Here is a 17,873-nt window from a genome sequence, read left to right as displayed (position 1 = left end):
GGGGCGTTTAAAGAAATGAATTACTTGAAAAAAAATGATGGTCTGTGGATTTTACATAATGATAAAGATTTTTGTATGGGTTTAACCGAAGAAATGGCTGAAACACTTGGCGAGGTAACCTTCATTTCGTTACCGAAGATCGGCCAAAAAGTAACAGCAGGCGAACCGTTATTGGAAATCGAAGCTGAAAAAGCGGTCCAAGAATTTAAAAGTCCATTAACCGGAGTCGTTTCATCCATTAGCGAAAAAGTAGCTGCTGATCCGAAAGCATTAAACACTGAGGATGAAATGGATGCCTGGATTCTTTCACTGCGAGAAGTTGACGCAGCTGATTTTGAAAAACTATAAAGAAAATTTTCATTTGATGTTTGACAGGATAAAAATCCCCTGATATAATCCTTTCATACACATGAGAAAGCGATGAAAAGAAAAGTACATCTGATGAACGTACAAAGAGAGCTCCGGTATGCTGAAAAGGAGTGACGCGAGTGAGATGGAAAATGGTCTTTGAGCAGGATCGACGAGGCGAGTGCCAAGTCCTTCACGGGAGTGCCCGTTATAGCACCTCAGTATGCGCCATAGGCAAGTACTGGTAGAGGTTATGATTGTGAAATCATAATAAATTTTAGGTGGTAACACGGAAGTCAAAGCTTTCGTCCTAAATGTACAAACGTACATTTACTAGGACGGAAGCTTTTTTTGTCAGTTTTTCTTCCTGCTTTAGCAGGTTAGAAAAATGATATGTCGACGAAGATAAAAATTTACAGTCATCATTTTTTGAGTCGACTGCGAGTCCCAATTCGCGCTTTAGCGCGATTAGTTGAATCGTATGTGTGCGAAGATCGAATATTTTTTTAAAAAATGAATTCTTTCGTCTGAGCTAGTTGCTTCAGGATTTATCACATTCTAGTCGCAAAAAAAATAATCCGTAAGTTACCGTTCCACAGAAAGGGAGTAAGAAAGATGGCATTGATTGAATTGAAGCAAGTGGAGAAGAGTTTCGCCGGCAAAAAGGGAACAATCCACGCAGTCAATGGAGTAAATTTAGCAATTGAAGCAAAAGATGTATATGGCATCGTCGGTTATTCTGGTGCAGGCAAAAGTACCTTAGTTCGTTTATTGAATGGGTTGGAAGCATCGACTGGCGGTCAAGTCTTAGTCAATAATGAGGACGTCGCCAAGTTACAAGGCCCCGCATTAAGAACGTTTCGAAAAAAAGTTGGGATGATCTTTCAGCATTTCAATTTATTATGGTCACGGACGGTCAGTGAAAATATTCAATTACCGTTGGAACTGGCTGGCGTAGCCAAAGACAAGCGTCAACAAAAAGCGCAAGAATTATTAAGTTTGGTCGGCTTAGATGGTCGGGGGGATGCGTATCCTTCACAACTCTCCGGTGGCCAAAAACAACGGGTCGGCATTGCTCGCGCCTTAGCCAATGATCCTGATATTCTGCTTTGTGATGAAGCCACTAGTGCTTTAGATCCCCAGACAACCGAAGAGGTTTTGGAGTTGTTGGCGAATATCAATCAGAAATTAGGACTGACGATCGTGCTGATCACCCATGAAATGAATGTGATCCGGAAAATTTGTAACAAGGTCGCTGTGATGGAATTAGGGAAAATCGTCGAAGAAGGTTCCGTTCGCGAAGTCTTCCGCCATCCACAACAGGAAGTGACTAAGATTTTCGTTCAACAAGATTTAGAACCGAAAGCTGATCCATCAGCTTTGTTAGCAGAGTTTATCAAAGAGAATCCAACCGGGACGTTAGCGACGCTCCACTTCTTAGAAAACAATGCTGGTGAGCCAGTGGTTTCACAGGCGATTCGTAAATTTCCAATTGACATCAGCATCGTTTATGGCAATATCGAGCGCTCTACGGGAAGTTCTTTTGGAACACTGACCGTCCAATTCACTGGTGATTCAGCAGAGGTAGACCAAGCGATCGCTTTTATTGAAGCTCAACAAGTTGGCGTGGAGGTGTTGCACCGTGGATAAAAGTTTTACAGAGACGTATTTAAATTTTCAACAAGTATCATGGGACACCTTGAAGGAAGCAATCAACGATACATTGTTCATGACGATCATTTCGATGGTGATAGTATTTGTTTTAGGTTTATTACTAGGCTTACTGCTTTATTCCCTTGGACGAAAGCATTCAGGTGTCCATAGTATTTTATACGGCTTAGTCTCCATTATCAGTAATATTTTTCGTTCCACCCCTTTTATGATCTTAATGGTCTTGATCATTCCTTTCACGAAAGTGTTAGTAGGAACGATGCTGGGAGCGAAAGCAGCGATTCCGGCGCTAGTCTTATCGGCGGCCCCATTTTATGCCCGACTCGTAGAAATTGCGTTTCGAGAAGTTGATTCTGGAGTCTTGGAAGCGGCAGATTCGATGGGGGCCAGCTATTTCCAAACAATCTACAAAGTCTTGATTCCAGAAAGTCTACCAGCGTTGATCTCTGGGTTGACGGTTACCTCGGTTTCGATGATCGGCTTCACCGCAATGGCTGGTGCGATCGGTGCAGGTGGGCTTGGAGCGTTGGCTTGGCAAGAAGGCTATCAACGTGGAAATTATACAGTTACATTAGTAGCAACAGTCATCATTTTAATTATTGTGTTTATCGTTCAAGGAGTCGGCGATTTCTTGACGAAGAGAACAGATAAACGTTAAAAACTAGGAGGAAATTATAATGAAAAAGAAAATTTTAGGTTTTGCAGCAGTAGCATTATTAACAGTCGGATTAGCGGCTTGCGGAAATAGCAGCAGCGGTTCATCAGACAGTAGCAGTAAAGAAAAAAGTGAAACGCTAGTTGTGGGAGCATCGCCAACACCCCATGCGGAAATTTTAGAGCACGTGAAGCCATTACTTGAAAAAGAAGGCGTGAATCTGGAAATCAAAAAATTTGATGACTATGTCTTGCCTAACAAAGCACTAGCAGATAAAGATATCGATGCCAATTACTTCCAACACAAACCATTCTTTAACAAAGCCGTGAAGGAAAATGATTACAAGTTTACCGATGTCGGTGCGGTTCACATTGAACCAATGGGCTTATACTCTAAGAAGATCAAAGACATCAAAGATTTAAAAGATGGGGCAACCATCATTACTTCAAATTCCGAATCTGACTGGGGTCGGATCATTACGATTTTACAAGATGCAGGTTTAGTAAAAATCAAAGACGGTGTTGATTTAGAAACGGCAACCTTTGACGATATCGCTGAAAATCCTAAGCATTTGAAATTCGAACACTCAATCGATCCAGCGTTACTTGCAACGACTTACAACAACGACGAAGGCGATTTAGTTGCGATTAACGCAAACTTTGCTTACGGTGCTGGATTAAATCCAGTGAAGGACGCGCTATTACTTGAAAAAGACAATTCTCCATATGCAAACATCATTGCTGTTCGAACAGAAGATAAAGATGATCCTCGCATCGAAAAATTAGTGAAAGTGTTACATGAAAAAGATGTTCAAGATTGGATCTTGAAGAAATGGGACGGCTCAGTGAAGCCAGTCGATAAATAGAACGTTTATCCTTAATACATCTGTATTAAGGATTTTTTTATTATTCTAAAGCTCATATATAATGATCATTTTGGATCAATATATATGAGCTTTTTTAGCTACAAAAGACTTTTTAACCGAAAATCGTTCAAAACATTGAACGATATAGGTAGCGATGATATAGTATCCTCATAAACAAGGTAAGCGCTAACCTAGTTACGAAAGTAGGTTTTATAATGAATTTGATTGATTTGATGATGAGCGATTTGATTATTTTTGATGAATCGATAAGCTCAAAAGATGAGCTTTTTGAAGAAATAGGTCGGATACTCGAAGAAAATCAGCGTGTTACGAAAGCAAGAAAAGTAATTAAGGATTTATACAAAAGAGAGTTAGAGACTTCTACTGGTATTGAAGATGGATTTGGAATTCCGCATACAAAAAGTAAAGCTGTCTTAAAGCCTACAGTTTGCTTTGCGCATACAGGAAAAATGGATAATTACGTTGGATTAGATGAGAAACCCATTGAATGCATTTTTGCTATTATAGTACCTAAAAAAGCTTCTGAAATTCATTTAGAAATTTTGAGTAGATTGTCACGAAAATTAATGGACCTAGAATTTAGGAAACAGTTGAAATCAGCTACTAACGCAGCCGAGATACTTGAGATTATAAACAAGGAGGAATCATCATGAAAATAATTGGAATTACAGCTTGCCCAACGGGAATTGCACATACGTATATGTCTGCTGAAAAGCTGGAAGTTACTGCAAAAAAATTAGGATATGAAGCAAAATTTGAAACTCAAGGTGCAAAAACAGAAAATGTACTTACAGCAAAAGAAATCAATTCCGCGGATGCAATTATTTTAGCTGTTGATAAAGATATTGATACAAGTCGATTTGCAGGAAAAAAAGTTAAGAGAGTTTCGACAAGTAGGGCAATCAAGGAGCCCGAAGAAGTAATTGAAGAAGCACTTAATAATGTTGGAACGATAGAAGTCTCAGCAGATAAAGGAAATGATTCAAAAGAACGACAAGGAGGAATCTATAACCATTTCATGAATGGAGTAAATTATATGCTGCCTTTTGTAATTGCAGGTGGAATAATTATTGCTCTAAGTTTCGCATTTGGGATAACCGCTTCTGACCCTGAGTCTGCTGATTATAACATTCTTGCAGGAGCACTATCAACTATTGGAGGTGGGACAGCTTTTGCAATGATGGTTCCTGCACTGGGTGCGGGTATTGCCAGCTCAATTGCTGGTAAAGCCGGATTTGCTCCAGGGATTGTTGCTGGTTTACTTGCGGCTAATGGAGGTTCTGGATTTTTGGGTGGTATGATTGGGGGGTTGCTAGCTGGTTATGCTACTGACTTGTTGGCCAATAAAATTAATGTTAAAAAACAACTTGCTGCAATCTATCAGTTAATTGTTGTTCCTTTGGTTTCAATCTTAGTAATTGGGCTTGCTATGGTATTTCTAATTGATAAACCGATTGCTTGGGTGTTGGAAACGTTAACGAGTTGGTTAAATGGATTAGGAAATACTTCTGGACTTATGTTTGGTTTGTTAATTGGTATTATGATGGCTGCAGATATGGGTGGTCCAATCAATAAATCAATTTCTACCTTTTCAATAGGGTTAATGTCCGCAGGGGTTAATGCACCAATTGCTGCATGTATGGCAGCTGGCATGACTCCTCCGTTGGGATTAGCATTAGCGACCATTTTATTTAAAAATAAATTTACTAAGGAAGAACGAACTTCCGGACAATCATGCTGGATACTAGGTGCTTCTTATATTACTGAAGGCGCTATACCATTCGCAGTTTCAGATCCGATTCGAGTAATTCCTAGCTTAATGCTTGGATCTGCTACTGCGGCAGGAATTTCTATGGCAGCAGGAGTAACCTCAATGGCTCCTCATGGTGGGATTTGGGTTATGCTGATTCCTAACGTCATGAATAATTTGCCAATGTACGTATTAGCTATTGTTGCTGGAACTATAGTAACGGCGTTAGCTGTTGGTGTTTTGAAAAAACCAGTAACAGTTGAAATAAAAAAAGAATCATCTGAAAAAATAATTAATGAGGTGGAAGTTTAATGTTGTATACAATGAAAGATTTATTGAAAATTGCGAAGGAAAATAAATTTGCAGTACCTGCTTTTAACATTTGTAGCTATGATATGATGAAAGCTATTATGGAGGAAGTAGAATCACAAAATGCTCCGGTTATTCTGGAGATACATCCAGATGAAATTGCTTATCTAAATGATGAATTTGTAGCGGCAGCGAAAGAATACGCACACAATAGTAAAGTCCCGGTGGTAATTCACATGGATCATGGGGGATCAGTTAAAGATGTGATGCGAGCTATTCGTAATGGATATACTTCTGTAATGATTGATGCATCTACTAAACCTTATGAGGAAAATATGAGCCTTACTAAACAAGTTGTTGAACTGGCACACAATATAAATGTTTCAGTTGAAGCAGAATTAGGTACAATCGGAAATAATGGATCAGCAGAAGGTGGATCGGCAAATATTATTTATACTGACCCTGATCAAGCAGAGGAATTTGTTAAGGAAACTGGAATTGATACTCTTGCCGTAGCAATTGGAACTGCTCACGGACTTTATCCTAAAGATATGACGCCAAAATTAAATATTGATTTGCTAAAAGAATTGAATGAACGGATTGATATTCCTTTTGTATTACATGGTGGGTCAGGGAATCCTGATTCTGAGGTTAGTGAGGCTGTTAAGTATGGCGTAGCAAAAGTTAATTTAAGTTCTGATCTAAAGAGCGTTTTCTTTGATGCTCTACGTGATGTATTGAGTCAAAATCCAGAAATGTATGAGCCAGGAGATGTTTTTCCAGAAGCCAATGACAAAGTGAGAGAAGTTGTAAAACACAAATTAGGCGTACTAAACACAATCGGAAAAGCTGAATTATATTAATAAAAAAGACAGGGCTTTCAATTTTTTGAAAGAGCTGTCTTCTTTTCCATTAATAATGTTAATGTATAAGTGAGAATATTTTATAGGAATGGAGCTAAATAAAAATGCTAACTACAGTTGAAGATCGGCAACAGCAGATTGTTAATTACTTGAAAATTAACCAATTTGCAACAGTTACAGACTTAATTGAATTAGTTAACTATAGTGAAGCTACAATAAAAAGAGATTTGGTTTTACTTGAAGGTAGTGGATTGATTAGGCGAACCCGTGGTGGGGCCATGATTGTAGATAATAAAAAAATTGATGTGCCTTATCTAATGAAAGTTACACATTTAAATGAAGAAGATAATAAACAATATATCGCAGATGTGGCGTGTACTCTAATCAAAGATGATATGGTTATTTTTTTGGACTCAAGTACCACAAGCTTACATTTAATAAAAAATCTAAGTAAGTTTGATGGACTTCAAATAATTACGAATGGTGTGTTGACTGCAGCTATGCTAAGCGAATTTACTAGTGCTCATGTATCTATATTAGGTGGATCTATTGTACCCAAACGAGCGACAATTAATGGCTCGAAAGCCTACAATGATATACTCACTTATAATGCTGACATAGCTTTTATAGGTTGTCGGGGATTGGATTTTGATCATGGAATCACAGAAACTCACGAAGGAGAAGCGTTAATTAAGAAAGCTTTTCGAAGACAGGCAAATCATGTAGCGGTACTGGCTACAATAGATAAATTAGATCATAAGTATATGTATCAATCACTTGCCTGTCATGAAATTGATTATTTAATTACGGAAATACCACTTTCTATTGAGAAAATAGATAAATTAAAACAACATCATATTACTTGTTTATACTAATACGATTAAGAGCTTTGAAAGGAAAATCTTTTCAGGTTCTTTTTTATATATAAATAAAACTTAAATTGTCGTATCTAAAAACGAAATTATAATAATTCTAAATAAACCTCAGTTTTCCGTAAGAAAATCGGTGAATCAATTTGTATTCCATTCTCATTTAGATTAAAATGTGTGAGAACGAGAAAAAATATTTGGAGGTACTTTCATGTCAGTTTTAGAAATCAAAGACTTACACGTAGCCATTGAAGATAAAGAAATTTTAAAAGGCGTTAACCTGGAAATGAAGACTGGGGAAATCCACGCTATTATGGGACCAAATGGGACAGGTAAATCAACGTTATCTGCCGCAATCATGGGAAATCCAAACTATAAAGTGACTAAAGGCGAAATCCTTTTTGATGGCAAAAATATTTTAGACTTAGAAGTTGACGAACGCGCGCGCTTAGGCTTGTTTTTAGCAATGCAATATCCAAGCGAAATTCCTGGGATCAGTAATGCCGAATTCATGCGGGCAGCAATTAATGCCCGTCGTGAAGAAGACGAAAAAATCTCTGTGATGCAATTCTTGAAAAAGCTAGATAAAAAAATGGAATTATTGAATATGCCAGAAGAAATGGCTGAACGCTATTTAAATGAAGGCTTCTCAGGTGGAGAAAAGAAACGCAATGAAATTTTACAATTATTAATGATCGAACCGACCTTTGCGATTCTAGATGAAATCGATTCAGGTTTAGATATTGATGCCTTGAAAGTCGTTGCAAAAGGAATCAATGAAATGCGGGGCGATGATTTTGGTGCCTTAATCATTACTCACTACCAGCGTCTATTGAATTATATCGTACCTGATGTTGTGCACATTATGATGGATGGACGAGTAGTCTTGACTGGTGATGCAGATCTTGCGAAACGTTTAGAAGCTGAAGGCTACGCAGGGATTTCTGCTGAATTAGGTATCGATTACAAAGAAGAAGTTTAGGAGGGCAAGATAGATGAAAAAATGGACAGAATATCTTGAGGCCGTCAAAGCTTTCTCAGCCGAATGGGCCGAACCTCAATGGATGACTGATTTACGCATCAACGCATTAAATAAAATCGACGAGCTGCCTTTACCCGTCATTGAAAAGGTGAAATTCGCTCGTTGGAATCTTTACAACGTCAAGCCAGAACATCAAGCAGCGGCTGGAACGATTCCTGGCTTCGACCAAATGAAAGACAATCCAATGATCATCCAAACGGGTGAAACAACCGTTTTCGAACAAATCTCACCAAAATTGGCAGATCAAGGCGTGATTTTTACGGATCTTGTAACAGCGATCCAAGAACACCCTGAGTTAGTCAAAGAATATTACATGACGAAAGCTGTGCCAGTGGAAGAAAATAGTTTGACTGCTTTACATGCCGCGTTTATGAACAATGGCGTCTTCTTATATGTACCAAAAAATGTCGTAATCGAAGAACCACTTGAAAGCTTATTCATCCATAATGGTGATGAAGAATCACATTTCTTCAAACACGTATTGATCGTGGCAGAAGACAACAGTGAATTTTCTTATTTGGAGCGCTTTGAATCACAAGGCGCTGCCGCCAAGAAACTTTCAGGAAACGTTGTCGTTGAAGTCATTACGAAGCCAGGTGCGCGGGTGAAATTTGCGGCAGTAGATTCTTTAGGTGAAAACATTACGACTTACATGAACCGTCGGGGATATTTGATGCGGGATTCCATGATTGATTGGGCTTTGGGGATCATGAATGATGGCAATGTAGTTGCTGACTTTGATTCTGATTTAGTCGGCGAAGGTGCTCATTCAGAAGTCAAGATCGTCGCGATTAGTGACGGTAAACAAATCCAAGGGATCGATACAAGAGTTACCAATAAAGCCCCTCATACGATCGGACATATTTTGCAACACGGTGTCATCCTTGAAAAATCGACCTTGACCTTCAACGGGATCGGGCATATTTTAAAAGGTGCCAAGGGAGCTGATGCGCAACAAGAAAGTCGTGTCTTGATGCTATCTGAAAAATCTCGTGGCGATGCCAATCCGATCCTTTTGATTGATGAAAATGAAGTGACCGCCGGACACGCAGCCAGTGTTGGTCGCGTTGACCCAGACGAATTATTCTATTTAATGAGTCGCGGGTTAGAAAAAGCAGCGGCTGAACGATTAGTGATCCGTGGATTCTTAGGACCTGTGATCACCGCAATTCCAATCAAAGCCACTCAAGAGCAACTGATCGCAACGATCGAAGGGAAGTTGAGTAAATAATGAGGGATTTTGCTACGATTAGAAAAGATTTTCCGATTCTTTTCCAAGAAGTAAATGATGAACCACTTGTTTATTTAGACAATGCAGCAACAACGCAAAAACCGACGCAAGTCTTGGATGCGCTGCGTCATTACTATGAAAACGACAATGCCAACGTCCATCGCGGCGTCCATACTTTAGCTGAGCGGGCAACCGCAGATTATGAAAATAGTCGCGAAAAAGTTCGTGCATTTATCAATGCTAAGGAAACCGCTGAAGTATTGTTTACCCGTGGAACAACGACTGGTCTGAATTGGCTGGCTCGCAGCTACGGCGATGCCTTTGTTGAAGCAGGCGATGAGATCGTCATTTCCTACATGGAACACCATTCAAATATTATTCCGTGGCAGCAATTAGCCCAACGCAAGGGTGCGACATTACGTTATGTCCCATTAACGGATGACGGTTTCCTTGATATGACTGCTGCAAAAGAAATCATCAATGAAAAAACAGCGATTGTGTCACTCGCCTACGTCTCCAATGTTCTTGGTGTGATCAATCCAATCAAAGAATTAGCAGCGCTGGCTCATGCCAATAACGCGGTGATGATTGTAGATGGCGCTCAAGCAACTCCCCATATGAAAGTAGATGTCCAAGCGTTGGACGCAGATTTCTTTGCCTTTAGTGGACATAAAATGTGTGGACCAACCGGAATCGGTGTATTATATGGCAAGCGTCAATGGCTGGAACAAATGGAACCTGTCGAGTTTGGCGGCGAAATGATCGACTTCGTGAATCTTTATGATAGTACATGGAAAGAATTACCTTGGAAATTCGAAGCCGGCACACCCAATATCGCTGGAGCGATCGCATTAGGTGCGGCGATTGATTATTTAAACGAGATCGGGATGGAGCAGATCCATCAATACGAACAAGAATTAGTGGACTATGTGTTACCAAAATTACACGAAATAGATGGAATCACCACCTACGGACCGCAAGATCCTGAACATCATACGGGTGTGATCGCCTTTAATTTAGACGGTATCCATCCTCATGATGTAGCGACGGCTTTAGATATGGAAGGTGTCGCAGTTCGGGCGGGCCACCATTGTGCACAACCATTAATGAATTATTTGAATCTGCCAGCGACGGCGCGGGCCAGCTTCTATTTCTACAATACGAAAGAAGATGCAGACCGTTTGATCGAAGCAATTCAGGCAACGAAGGAGTTTTTCAAGCATGGCGCTCTCTAAATTAGACAATTTGTATCGGCAAGTGATCTTGGATCATTCCTCTCATCCGCATCATCGTGGAAAATTGAGTGACTCCACGCAAACAATCGAGATGAATAATCCAACTTGTGGTGATGTGATCGAGCTTGAATTGATCGTGAAGGATAATATTATTACTGATATCGCGTTTTCCGGCAGTGGCTGTTCAATCTCAACCGCTAGCGCGTCAATGATGACTGACGCAGTGGTGGGCAAGCCTGTCTCGGAAGCGGAACATTTAGCCGTGATCTTTGCCCAAATGGTTCAAGGCAATGAGATCCCAGAAAAAGATGAAGAGGCTTTGGGCGATGCGGCGATGCTTAGCGGTGTCGCAAAATTCCCAGCTCGTATCAAGTGTTCCACCTTAGCTTGGAAAGCACTAGGCAAAGCCTTGACCAATGAACAAGGTAAAGCTAGAGAAGGACAATTTCATAAGGATTAAAAGAATACCCGACTTATCTTTCTGAAAAGAAAGTAAGTACATATAAAGTAAGAAGTTAGGAGCGGGATTACATGAGTGTACCTGAAATGCAAGAGGAATATCAATTTGGCTTTCACGATGATATCGAACCGGTCTTTACCACCGGCGAAGGTCTATCTGAAGAAGTTATTCGCGAAATCTCCCGCGCAAAAGGAGAACCAGAATGGATGTTGGATTTTCGTTTGAAGTCCTTAGAAACATTCAGAAAATTAGAAATGCCCGGTTACGGACCTGATTTGTCCGAACTGGATTACGATAAAATCAATTATTTCATTCGTTCCAGCGACAAACCGGCCCGCGATTGGGACGATGTACCAGAAGAAATCAAAACAACTTTTGAACGTTTAGGAATACCAGAAGCAGAGCGTGCTTACTTAGCTGGTGCTTCGGCTCAATACGAATCCGAAGTGGTTTATCACAACATGAAAGACGAGTTCAAAAAATTAGGCATCGTCTTTACTGATACCGATTCAGCTTTGAAAGAATATCCTGAGTTGTTCAAAGAATATTTCGGAACATTGGTGCCACCCTCAGATAACAAATTGGCTGCCTTAAACTCGGCAGCTTGGTCTGGCGGAACCTTTATCTACGTACCAAAAGGTGTGAAAACCGATATTCCGATCCAGTCGTACTTCCGAATCAATTCAGCCAACACCGGACAATTTGAACGCACACTGATCATCGTCGACGAAGGCGCCAGCATCAATTATGTTGAGGGCTGTACCGCACCAACCTATTCTTCAGATAGTTTGCATGCCGCAGTCGTAGAAGTTTTCGTTAAAAAAGATGGCTATTGCCGTTATACGACGATCCAAAACTGGTCGAACAACGTATACAGTTTGGAAACTAAACGTGGGCAAGCTCAAGAAAACGCGACAATGGAGTGGGTCGATGGTAACTTAGGCTCAAAAGTAACCATGAAATATCCAAGTGTCTACATGGAAGGCAAAGGCGCCCGTGGTACGATGCTATCAATCGCCGTAGCCGGCAAAAACATTGTCTTAGATAACGGTGCGCGGATGATCCATAATGCACCAAATACTTCCAGCTCAATCGTTTCAAAATCCATTGCCAAAGACGGCGGCGCGGTAGACTATCGCGGAACCGTGCGCTTTGGTCGTAATAGCGCAGGCTCATTTAGTCACATCGAGTGCGACACGATCATCATGGACGATCAATCAAGTTCTGATACGATCCCGTATAACGAAATCTTGAATGGAAATGTCTCTTTAGAGCATGAAGCGAAAGTTTCAAAAATCTCGGAAGAACAATTATACTACCTAATGAGTCGCGGCATCTCTGAACAAGAAGCAACAGAGATGATCGTGATGGGATTCGTTGAACCATTTACAAAAGAATTACCAATGGAATATGCTGTGGAATTAAACCGTCTGATTCAGTATGAGATGGAAGGGTCTGTTGGGTAGCAATTAATCTAAAACTCGAAACGTTGAGAATTCAGCGTTTCGAGTTTTTTTATTTGAAATGTTTATGTGCTCTTTATAATGCAATGGAAGAATGATATAATAAAAAACGTTATTAGAACGCGCGTAATTATCTTTAGTTATAATTTAAAAGCGATTATAACGTTGAGTGTATAAAAATAATCAATATTTTTTACATTTTTAAGTGAGGTGATAAATAGCTGTTAGTTTTAAAAAAATAAAAATAAATATAAGGAGAAGCATTCAAAATGGATGCGTGGGTGAACAATGAATTTTGAAAAGCAAAAATTAACGATTGTTACTCTGGCTGTTATTCTAATTGATGAGGTATTGGCTATTACTGGCATCGCGCTAGTTTATTTCAATCAGCAGTTTTTTAATGAACGAATCAACATTATCGAAACATATATTGGCGCGTCAACGGCTTTTTTTGGTAGTTTCTTTTCAATTTTAGCAGTTTTGCTGCTGTTCCAATTCGTTAAGTATCGTGAGAAACAAAAAGAAGTGCAACAAACGCGGCAGATTTATCAGAAGCTGAAAAAGGAATATGAACATAATTTTTCAGTACTGACTGAGCTTGGATTGGAAATTGCTAATGGTTCTAGTGAGCTAGCTAAATTGTTAAAAGAGAACCAAAAAATCAGAGAATTATTCCTTTTATCTATTTTTAAATTGGATTTTACAATTTTTGATGCGTACTTTGATCAGCTTGATTGGCAGCAATTAGGTGAGGAACTTGAAGATGGCGAGGAATACTTGGAATCAATAGAAAAGACCAATCAACTAAGAGGTCTTTGCCAAGCGATTGCTACAAAAGCGATTGATACTGAAGAAAATTTGAAGCCGTTGTTACAGTTAATCACGCAAAAGATTTCGCTATTGAAAGGAAATCAGACGGAGACTGAAAGTAGCGCAGTTTTTATTGAGACTGTGGGAGAATATGCTTATCTTACCGAAACACCAAGCGGTGAAATGATTCAAGAGTAAAAAATAGAACCAGTCGACTTATCAAAAGAGTCGCTGGTTTTTTCGAATTCATTAGTAAAAGTTTGATTGGAAGTTTGGCTGTTTTTTTTAAGTGAAACCAGTAATTTGATAAATCTATTAAGGAAATGGGCAGAGGCGGGATTGGCTTTGGCTTTATAATGGAGAGAGAAGATTTTTTGCAGAGTATTTATTGGACGTCGAGTCTTAAATAATTAGTACAAAGATCCGTGGTTGGTATCAGGGGAAGAATGTTTTTACAAATCACCTATGTGGGGACATGGGTTTGGGGGGATAAGTATGGAGTTGAAAAGGAAGGGTAAAGGGAAAAAGCAGAAAGAATATGAAGCGTTTGAGTCGCTGTGTCAACGTTTAGAGAAGAAGAATTATTTGAAAGAGGATCGGACCTTCTCACTGAAGGATACGAATTCCCTTGATATGCTGCTGTCGTTGCCATTGATTGTATTGGTGGTGATCGGCTATTTTTGGCGTTGGGGCAAAGAGGCAATTCCGCTGTGGGAAAGTGATTTTAAGCTGGTCATTTTTTTGTTGGTTGTTTCCATTCCAGTTCATGAGCTGCTGCATGGACTGGCTTGGGCGAATTACGCTAAAAAGAAAATGAAAAGTATCAGCTTTGGTTTTAATCTGATTGAGCTGATGCCGTATTGTCATTGCTGTGAAGCTTTGGAGGTAAAAGCTTATAAGCTCGGAGTATTAGCGCCAGCTGTGGTACTGGGAGGCGGCTATTTTCTTCTTGCGCTGTTAGTGCCTAATACGGAGTTTCTTCTGCTTTCGGCGTTTAATATTTTTATGGCTACCGCTGATTTATTGATTTTTTGGAAAGCGCATGGGATTCATAAGGGTTCATTGAGATCGATCATCCTGAGCAGCCAGGCTTTGTTGTATTTACCAAAAAATGAATACGCTATTGACGGAAGTAAAATAGCGTAAAAGGTTGTGTGTAAAGTGGCAAAATTTGAAGCACTTATTCAATTCTTTTTTCATCCAATTGTTCTACTGCTAGATGTCCTATCGATTTTTATTATTGTGATTGGTGCTTTTCTTTCCTTGATCAAATTGCTCCAGCAAGGAAGAAATCAGGCCTGTTCCTCGACCTTGGAGAAAAATAAATATATCAAGGCTTATTTAGGCAGTTATATTTTATTAAGCTTGGAATTTCTGATCGTAGCGGACATCATTGAATCAATCATTCATCCGACTTTCCAAGACATCATCAAGTTGGCGATGATCGTCCTCATTCGAACCTTGATTTCTTATTTCTTAAATAAGGAAATCAATGAGTTTTCAGAAGTCTAATGAAGGTATAACAATCACTTTGACTGGAATTAAAAGGTTTGCTTTACTTCCGTGAGCCATCGCTCAATCGTTTCGATTAATAAATATTGCTGATGCATGACCGCTTTTTCAGTTGTGGAAAGTGTTGGAAGTTCTTGCTGTGTTTCGTTGATCTTCGTTAGATTTGTCTTGGTACTTTTAATATTTGCTTCAAGAATGCTTAAACAAGTTTTTTGATCTGCGGGAGAAAGATTGTCTAAGTTTAGAATAACGGCGTTGAGATCTAAGTGAAGATTAATCGGACGGGTAGCGATGCCCAGCATTAATTTCTCAAACTCCCGGCGGCCTTTTTTGGTTAAGGAGTAAATCACTTTTTCTGGCATCTTGCTTGTCTTTGCTACTGTACCTTTTAGATAGCCTTGTTTTTCTAGCTGGATGACTTTCTTATAGATTGATGGAATACTAATTTTGACCCATTGAGAAATATTCCGTGAGGTGACCTGTTTTTGAATATCATACGCACTAAGAGCTTCTCTTTTTAAAATACCTAAGACAATCAAATCAATTGTTCGCACAAGAAGATCTCCTTCCTATCAGTTTAAAATAGTATAAAATATAGCAATATTAACTATTTTACTATAGTTTATACTATTTATATTTTGCATCAAAGTCAAGTTTGAAGAGGTTTTACGGATTTGGAATCCGTTTACATTTCTTTTTTTGCTATGTTATTATTAAATAAAAAAGGTAGGTGGTAAGATGAAATTATTAGTAACAGAAGATTATGAAACATTGAGTCAGGTAACGGCTGATTTGATTTTGCTGAAGTGGTCGGAAAATCATCGGGTGAACTTGGCCTTGACGGCAGGTTCTTCGCCGAAACGAACGTATGAGATTTTGGATGAGCGTTTGCGAGCAGTACAGTTTGATCAAAGCTTGGCGCATTTTTATAACTTTGATGAAATCAGCTTGAAGGATCAAGCAGACGGGTTGACGATGCAGGCACTGATGCAAGAATTATTTCAACCGCTAGGAATTGAGGCCGAAAATATTGAAGTCTTGGATGCCGAAAATTACCAAGATTATGACTATCAGATTGCTGAAGCCGGTGGGTTGGATCTTGTCTTGATGGGGATCGGCGAGGACGGTCATTTTTGTGGTAATCTGCCGGGATTTACTTCATTTGATTATGGGGTGTATCGTGTGCCGATTGCTCCAGATGATGATTTGTATCAACTGCTGGATCAAGCGACGCCTCATACACCCGGAACGGAAATGGTCACCTTTGGACCACAAACGGTTTTGGCTGCTAAGGAACTGGTATTGATCGCTAATGGGAAAAAGAAAGCGGCAATCATCAAACAAGCATTGGAAGGCCCAATCACAGAAGACGTGCCGGCTTCAGTTTTACGTTTGCATCCTAATTTAACAGTGATCTTAGACCAAGAAGCCGCAAGTGAATTAACTGAATAAATAATTTCTAAGAGTGCATTCATTTGTACTCTTTTTTGATTAAGAGCAAAAAATAGGCTGCGTTCTCATTGAGAACGCAGCCTATTTTAAATTAATTTTTTAGTTCTTCCTCTTCAACCGTTTCAAAATACTGTGAATGAATAACAATCAATAAAATCCCGATGAAGACCATTGCGCTGGCAAAGTAGAAAGTATAATTCCCGCCAAATTTTGCCCCAATCAGGCCTGCGACAAAGGGTGCCAGTGAGCCGCCAAAGAAGCGGACAAAGCTGTAAGTAGAAGAAGCAATGTTACGCTTGATTCCAGGAATCTCCATCGCAATCGTAGTCATCAAAGTATTGATGACTCCTTGGAAGAAGCCGGCTACGATCAACGCAGTCGCGACCAGGTTAGGCTGATCAGCATTGATCCCCATTAAGAGTAAACAAATGACAAAACCAATGAAGCCGATCATTAAGGTATAAAAAGTTCCAATCATTCTTTCAATCCGAGTAGCTAAAAAGATGGACGAGATTGCTAGTAAAATCCCCCACCCGAAGAAGGTCATACCAATCTGCATTTCAGAAAAATTTGGTAGTAAGAAGGGAGCGTAGGCTAATAAGGTAAAGAAGCCAAAATTGTAAAGTAAAGCGATCAAGCCGACCGAACGTAATTTATGATTTTTCAAGGCCTTCACACCGGCTAATAGCGCAACTTTTTCTTGATCGCCCTTGGGTTCTTTGAACATGATAACGATCGACAAGAAAGAAATCAGCATTAGCACAGAAACACCAGCAAAGGGCAAACGCCATGAAATTGACCCTAGTGAACCGCCGACTAACGGTCCAATCGACATTCCCAAGCCCATCGCTGCTTCATAAAGCATGATGGATTTTTCTGTTTGTCCAATCAATACGCTGACGATCGCGGACAACGCCGTTGAGATAAATAAGGCATTTCCTAAGCCCCAGCCTGCCCGAAAATAAATCAAGGCATCAATCGAATGAGATAAGCCAGCAAAAAGCGCAAATAAAATAATAATAAAAAGTCCTAACATCAAGGTCTTTTTTGTGCCGATCCGACTAGAGACAAAACCGGTGAAGAGCATCACGACTCCTGTCACCATCATGTAGCTGGTAAACAGTAAGGTTGTTTGCGCCGGTGTTGCTTGTAAAGATTTTGCGATGGAGTTCAAGATTGGATCAACCAAGCCAATCCCCATGAAAGCAATCATACAAGCAAACGCGACAACGTAAGCAGCCTTTCCATTTTGTTTTTCCTTAACCAATTCGTTTTCGTTTAAATTTTCCATTAAGTCACCACTTTCCATTCACTAGT

At 39.7% G+C, this 17,873-nt stretch carries 19 protein-coding genes and 1 other annotated feature; of the genes, 17 read left to right on the top strand and 2 right to left on the bottom strand.

All coding sequences use genetic code 11. The features are described 5' to 3' along the window. Window positions 1-15 precede the first annotated feature (15 nt). From IGI54_RS08790 to IGI54_RS08715, 16 genes are all read left to right on the top strand, one after another. Entirely contained in the window at window positions 16-348 is a 333-nt protein-coding gene (locus IGI54_RS08790; RefSeq protein ID WP_071860805.1) for a glycine cleavage system protein H, read from the top strand. A gap of 63 nt (window positions 349-411) precedes the next feature. Beyond that, window positions 412-664: a binding site (T-box leader), on the top strand. A gap of 299 nt (window positions 665-963) precedes the next feature. After that, the gene (locus IGI54_RS08785; protein WP_071860806.1) at window positions 964-1,998 is read left to right on the top strand and encodes a methionine ABC transporter ATP-binding protein; all 1,035 of its coding nucleotides are present in this window, start codon (window positions 964-966) and stop codon (window positions 1,996-1,998) included. Further along, the gene (locus IGI54_RS08780; protein ID WP_430620479.1) at window positions 1,991-2,677 is read left to right on the top strand and encodes a methionine ABC transporter permease; all 687 of its coding nucleotides are present in this window, start codon (window positions 1,991-1,993) and stop codon (window positions 2,675-2,677) included. The genes IGI54_RS08785 and IGI54_RS08780 overlap by 8 nt, the downstream gene beginning before the upstream one ends. A 19-nt stretch (window positions 2,678-2,696) precedes the next feature. Further along, the gene (locus IGI54_RS08775) at window positions 2,697-3,539 is read left to right on the top strand and encodes a MetQ/NlpA family ABC transporter substrate-binding protein (RefSeq protein WP_313629931.1); all 843 of its coding nucleotides are present in this window, start codon (window positions 2,697-2,699) and stop codon (window positions 3,537-3,539) included. Between the two features lie 215 nt (window positions 3,540-3,754). Beyond that, on the top strand, window positions 3,755-4,213 hold the full coding sequence (locus IGI54_RS08770; RefSeq protein ID WP_430620478.1) for a PTS sugar transporter subunit IIA: 459 nt from the start codon (window positions 3,755-3,757) through the stop codon (window positions 4,211-4,213). Then, complete coding sequence (locus IGI54_RS08765; RefSeq protein ID WP_430620477.1) at window positions 4,210-5,622, top strand: PTS fructose transporter subunit IIC; 1,413 nt, start codon at window positions 4,210-4,212, stop codon at window positions 5,620-5,622. Before IGI54_RS08770 ends, IGI54_RS08765 begins: the two co-directional genes overlap by 4 nt. Next, on the top strand, window positions 5,622-6,482 hold the full coding sequence (locus IGI54_RS08760) for a ketose-bisphosphate aldolase (protein ID WP_071860811.1): 861 nt from the start codon (window positions 5,622-5,624) through the stop codon (window positions 6,480-6,482). The genes IGI54_RS08765 and IGI54_RS08760 overlap by 1 nt, the downstream gene beginning before the upstream one ends. Before the next feature lie 104 nt (window positions 6,483-6,586). Beyond that, the gene (locus IGI54_RS08755; protein ID WP_071860812.1) at window positions 6,587-7,357 is read left to right on the top strand and encodes a DeoR/GlpR family DNA-binding transcription regulator; all 771 of its coding nucleotides are present in this window, start codon (window positions 6,587-6,589) and stop codon (window positions 7,355-7,357) included. Between the two features lie 205 nt (window positions 7,358-7,562). Then, a complete protein-coding gene (gene sufC, locus IGI54_RS08750; protein ID WP_071860813.1) occupies window positions 7,563-8,333 on the top strand; it encodes a Fe-S cluster assembly ATPase SufC in 771 nt (256 codons plus the stop codon). A 13-nt stretch (window positions 8,334-8,346) separates the two neighbouring features. Beyond that, window positions 8,347-9,624: a Fe-S cluster assembly protein SufD gene (sufD, locus tag IGI54_RS08745; RefSeq protein WP_430620476.1), complete on the top strand. Its 1,278-nt coding sequence runs from the start codon at window positions 8,347-8,349 to the stop codon at window positions 9,622-9,624. Beyond that, window positions 9,624-10,859 (top strand): cysteine desulfurase, encoded by a 1,236-nt coding sequence (locus IGI54_RS08740; protein WP_430620475.1) that lies wholly within the window; start codon window positions 9,624-9,626, stop codon window positions 10,857-10,859. Before sufD ends, IGI54_RS08740 begins: the two co-directional genes overlap by 1 nt. Further along, window positions 10,846-11,319: a Fe-S cluster assembly sulfur transfer protein SufU gene (sufU, locus tag IGI54_RS08735; RefSeq protein WP_430620474.1), complete on the top strand. Its 474-nt coding sequence runs from the start codon at window positions 10,846-10,848 to the stop codon at window positions 11,317-11,319. The genes IGI54_RS08740 and sufU overlap by 14 nt, the downstream gene beginning before the upstream one ends. 71 nt (window positions 11,320-11,390) lie before the next feature. Further along, window positions 11,391-12,785: a Fe-S cluster assembly protein SufB gene (gene sufB, locus IGI54_RS08730; protein ID WP_071860817.1), complete on the top strand. Its 1,395-nt coding sequence runs from the start codon at window positions 11,391-11,393 to the stop codon at window positions 12,783-12,785. 285 nt (window positions 12,786-13,070) lie between these two features. Then, entirely contained in the window at window positions 13,071-13,790 is a 720-nt protein-coding gene (locus IGI54_RS08725) for a hypothetical protein (protein WP_430620473.1), read from the top strand. 297 nt (window positions 13,791-14,087) lie between these two features. Next, complete coding sequence (locus tag IGI54_RS08720; protein WP_430620472.1) at window positions 14,088-14,738, top strand: DUF3267 domain-containing protein; 651 nt, start codon at window positions 14,088-14,090, stop codon at window positions 14,736-14,738. A gap of 15 nt (window positions 14,739-14,753) precedes the next feature. Continuing rightward, complete coding sequence (locus IGI54_RS08715) at window positions 14,754-15,104, top strand: DUF1622 domain-containing protein (RefSeq protein WP_315306489.1); 351 nt, start codon at window positions 14,754-14,756, stop codon at window positions 15,102-15,104. A gap of 29 nt (window positions 15,105-15,133) precedes the next feature. On the opposite strand, the gene IGI54_RS08710 is transcribed toward IGI54_RS08715, so the two are convergent. Continuing rightward, window positions 15,134-15,658, bottom strand: coding sequence for a PadR family transcriptional regulator (locus IGI54_RS08710; RefSeq protein WP_430620471.1), 525 nt, complete (start codon window positions 15,656-15,658; stop codon window positions 15,134-15,136). A 184-nt stretch (window positions 15,659-15,842) separates the two neighbouring features. On the opposite strand from IGI54_RS08710, the gene IGI54_RS08705 reads away from it, so the two are divergent. After that, window positions 15,843-16,556 (top strand): glucosamine-6-phosphate deaminase, encoded by a 714-nt coding sequence (locus IGI54_RS08705; RefSeq protein WP_430620470.1) that lies wholly within the window; start codon window positions 15,843-15,845, stop codon window positions 16,554-16,556. Window positions 16,557-16,647: 91 nt separating this feature from the next. Here IGI54_RS08705 and IGI54_RS08700 read toward each other — a convergent pair whose 3' ends face one another. After that, complete coding sequence (locus IGI54_RS08700) at window positions 16,648-17,865, bottom strand: MFS transporter (protein WP_430620469.1); 1,218 nt, start codon at window positions 17,863-17,865, stop codon at window positions 16,648-16,650. Window positions 17,866-17,873 lie beyond the last annotated feature (8 nt).

This window comes from Enterococcus sp. DIV0800 (assembly GCF_050559735.1).
Classification (GTDB): Bacteria; Bacillota; Bacilli; order Lactobacillales; family Enterococcaceae; genus Enterococcus_A; species Enterococcus_A devriesei.
The sequence above is the reverse complement of the archived record's forward strand: the minus strand, read 5'-3'. Positions and strand labels throughout refer to the sequence as shown.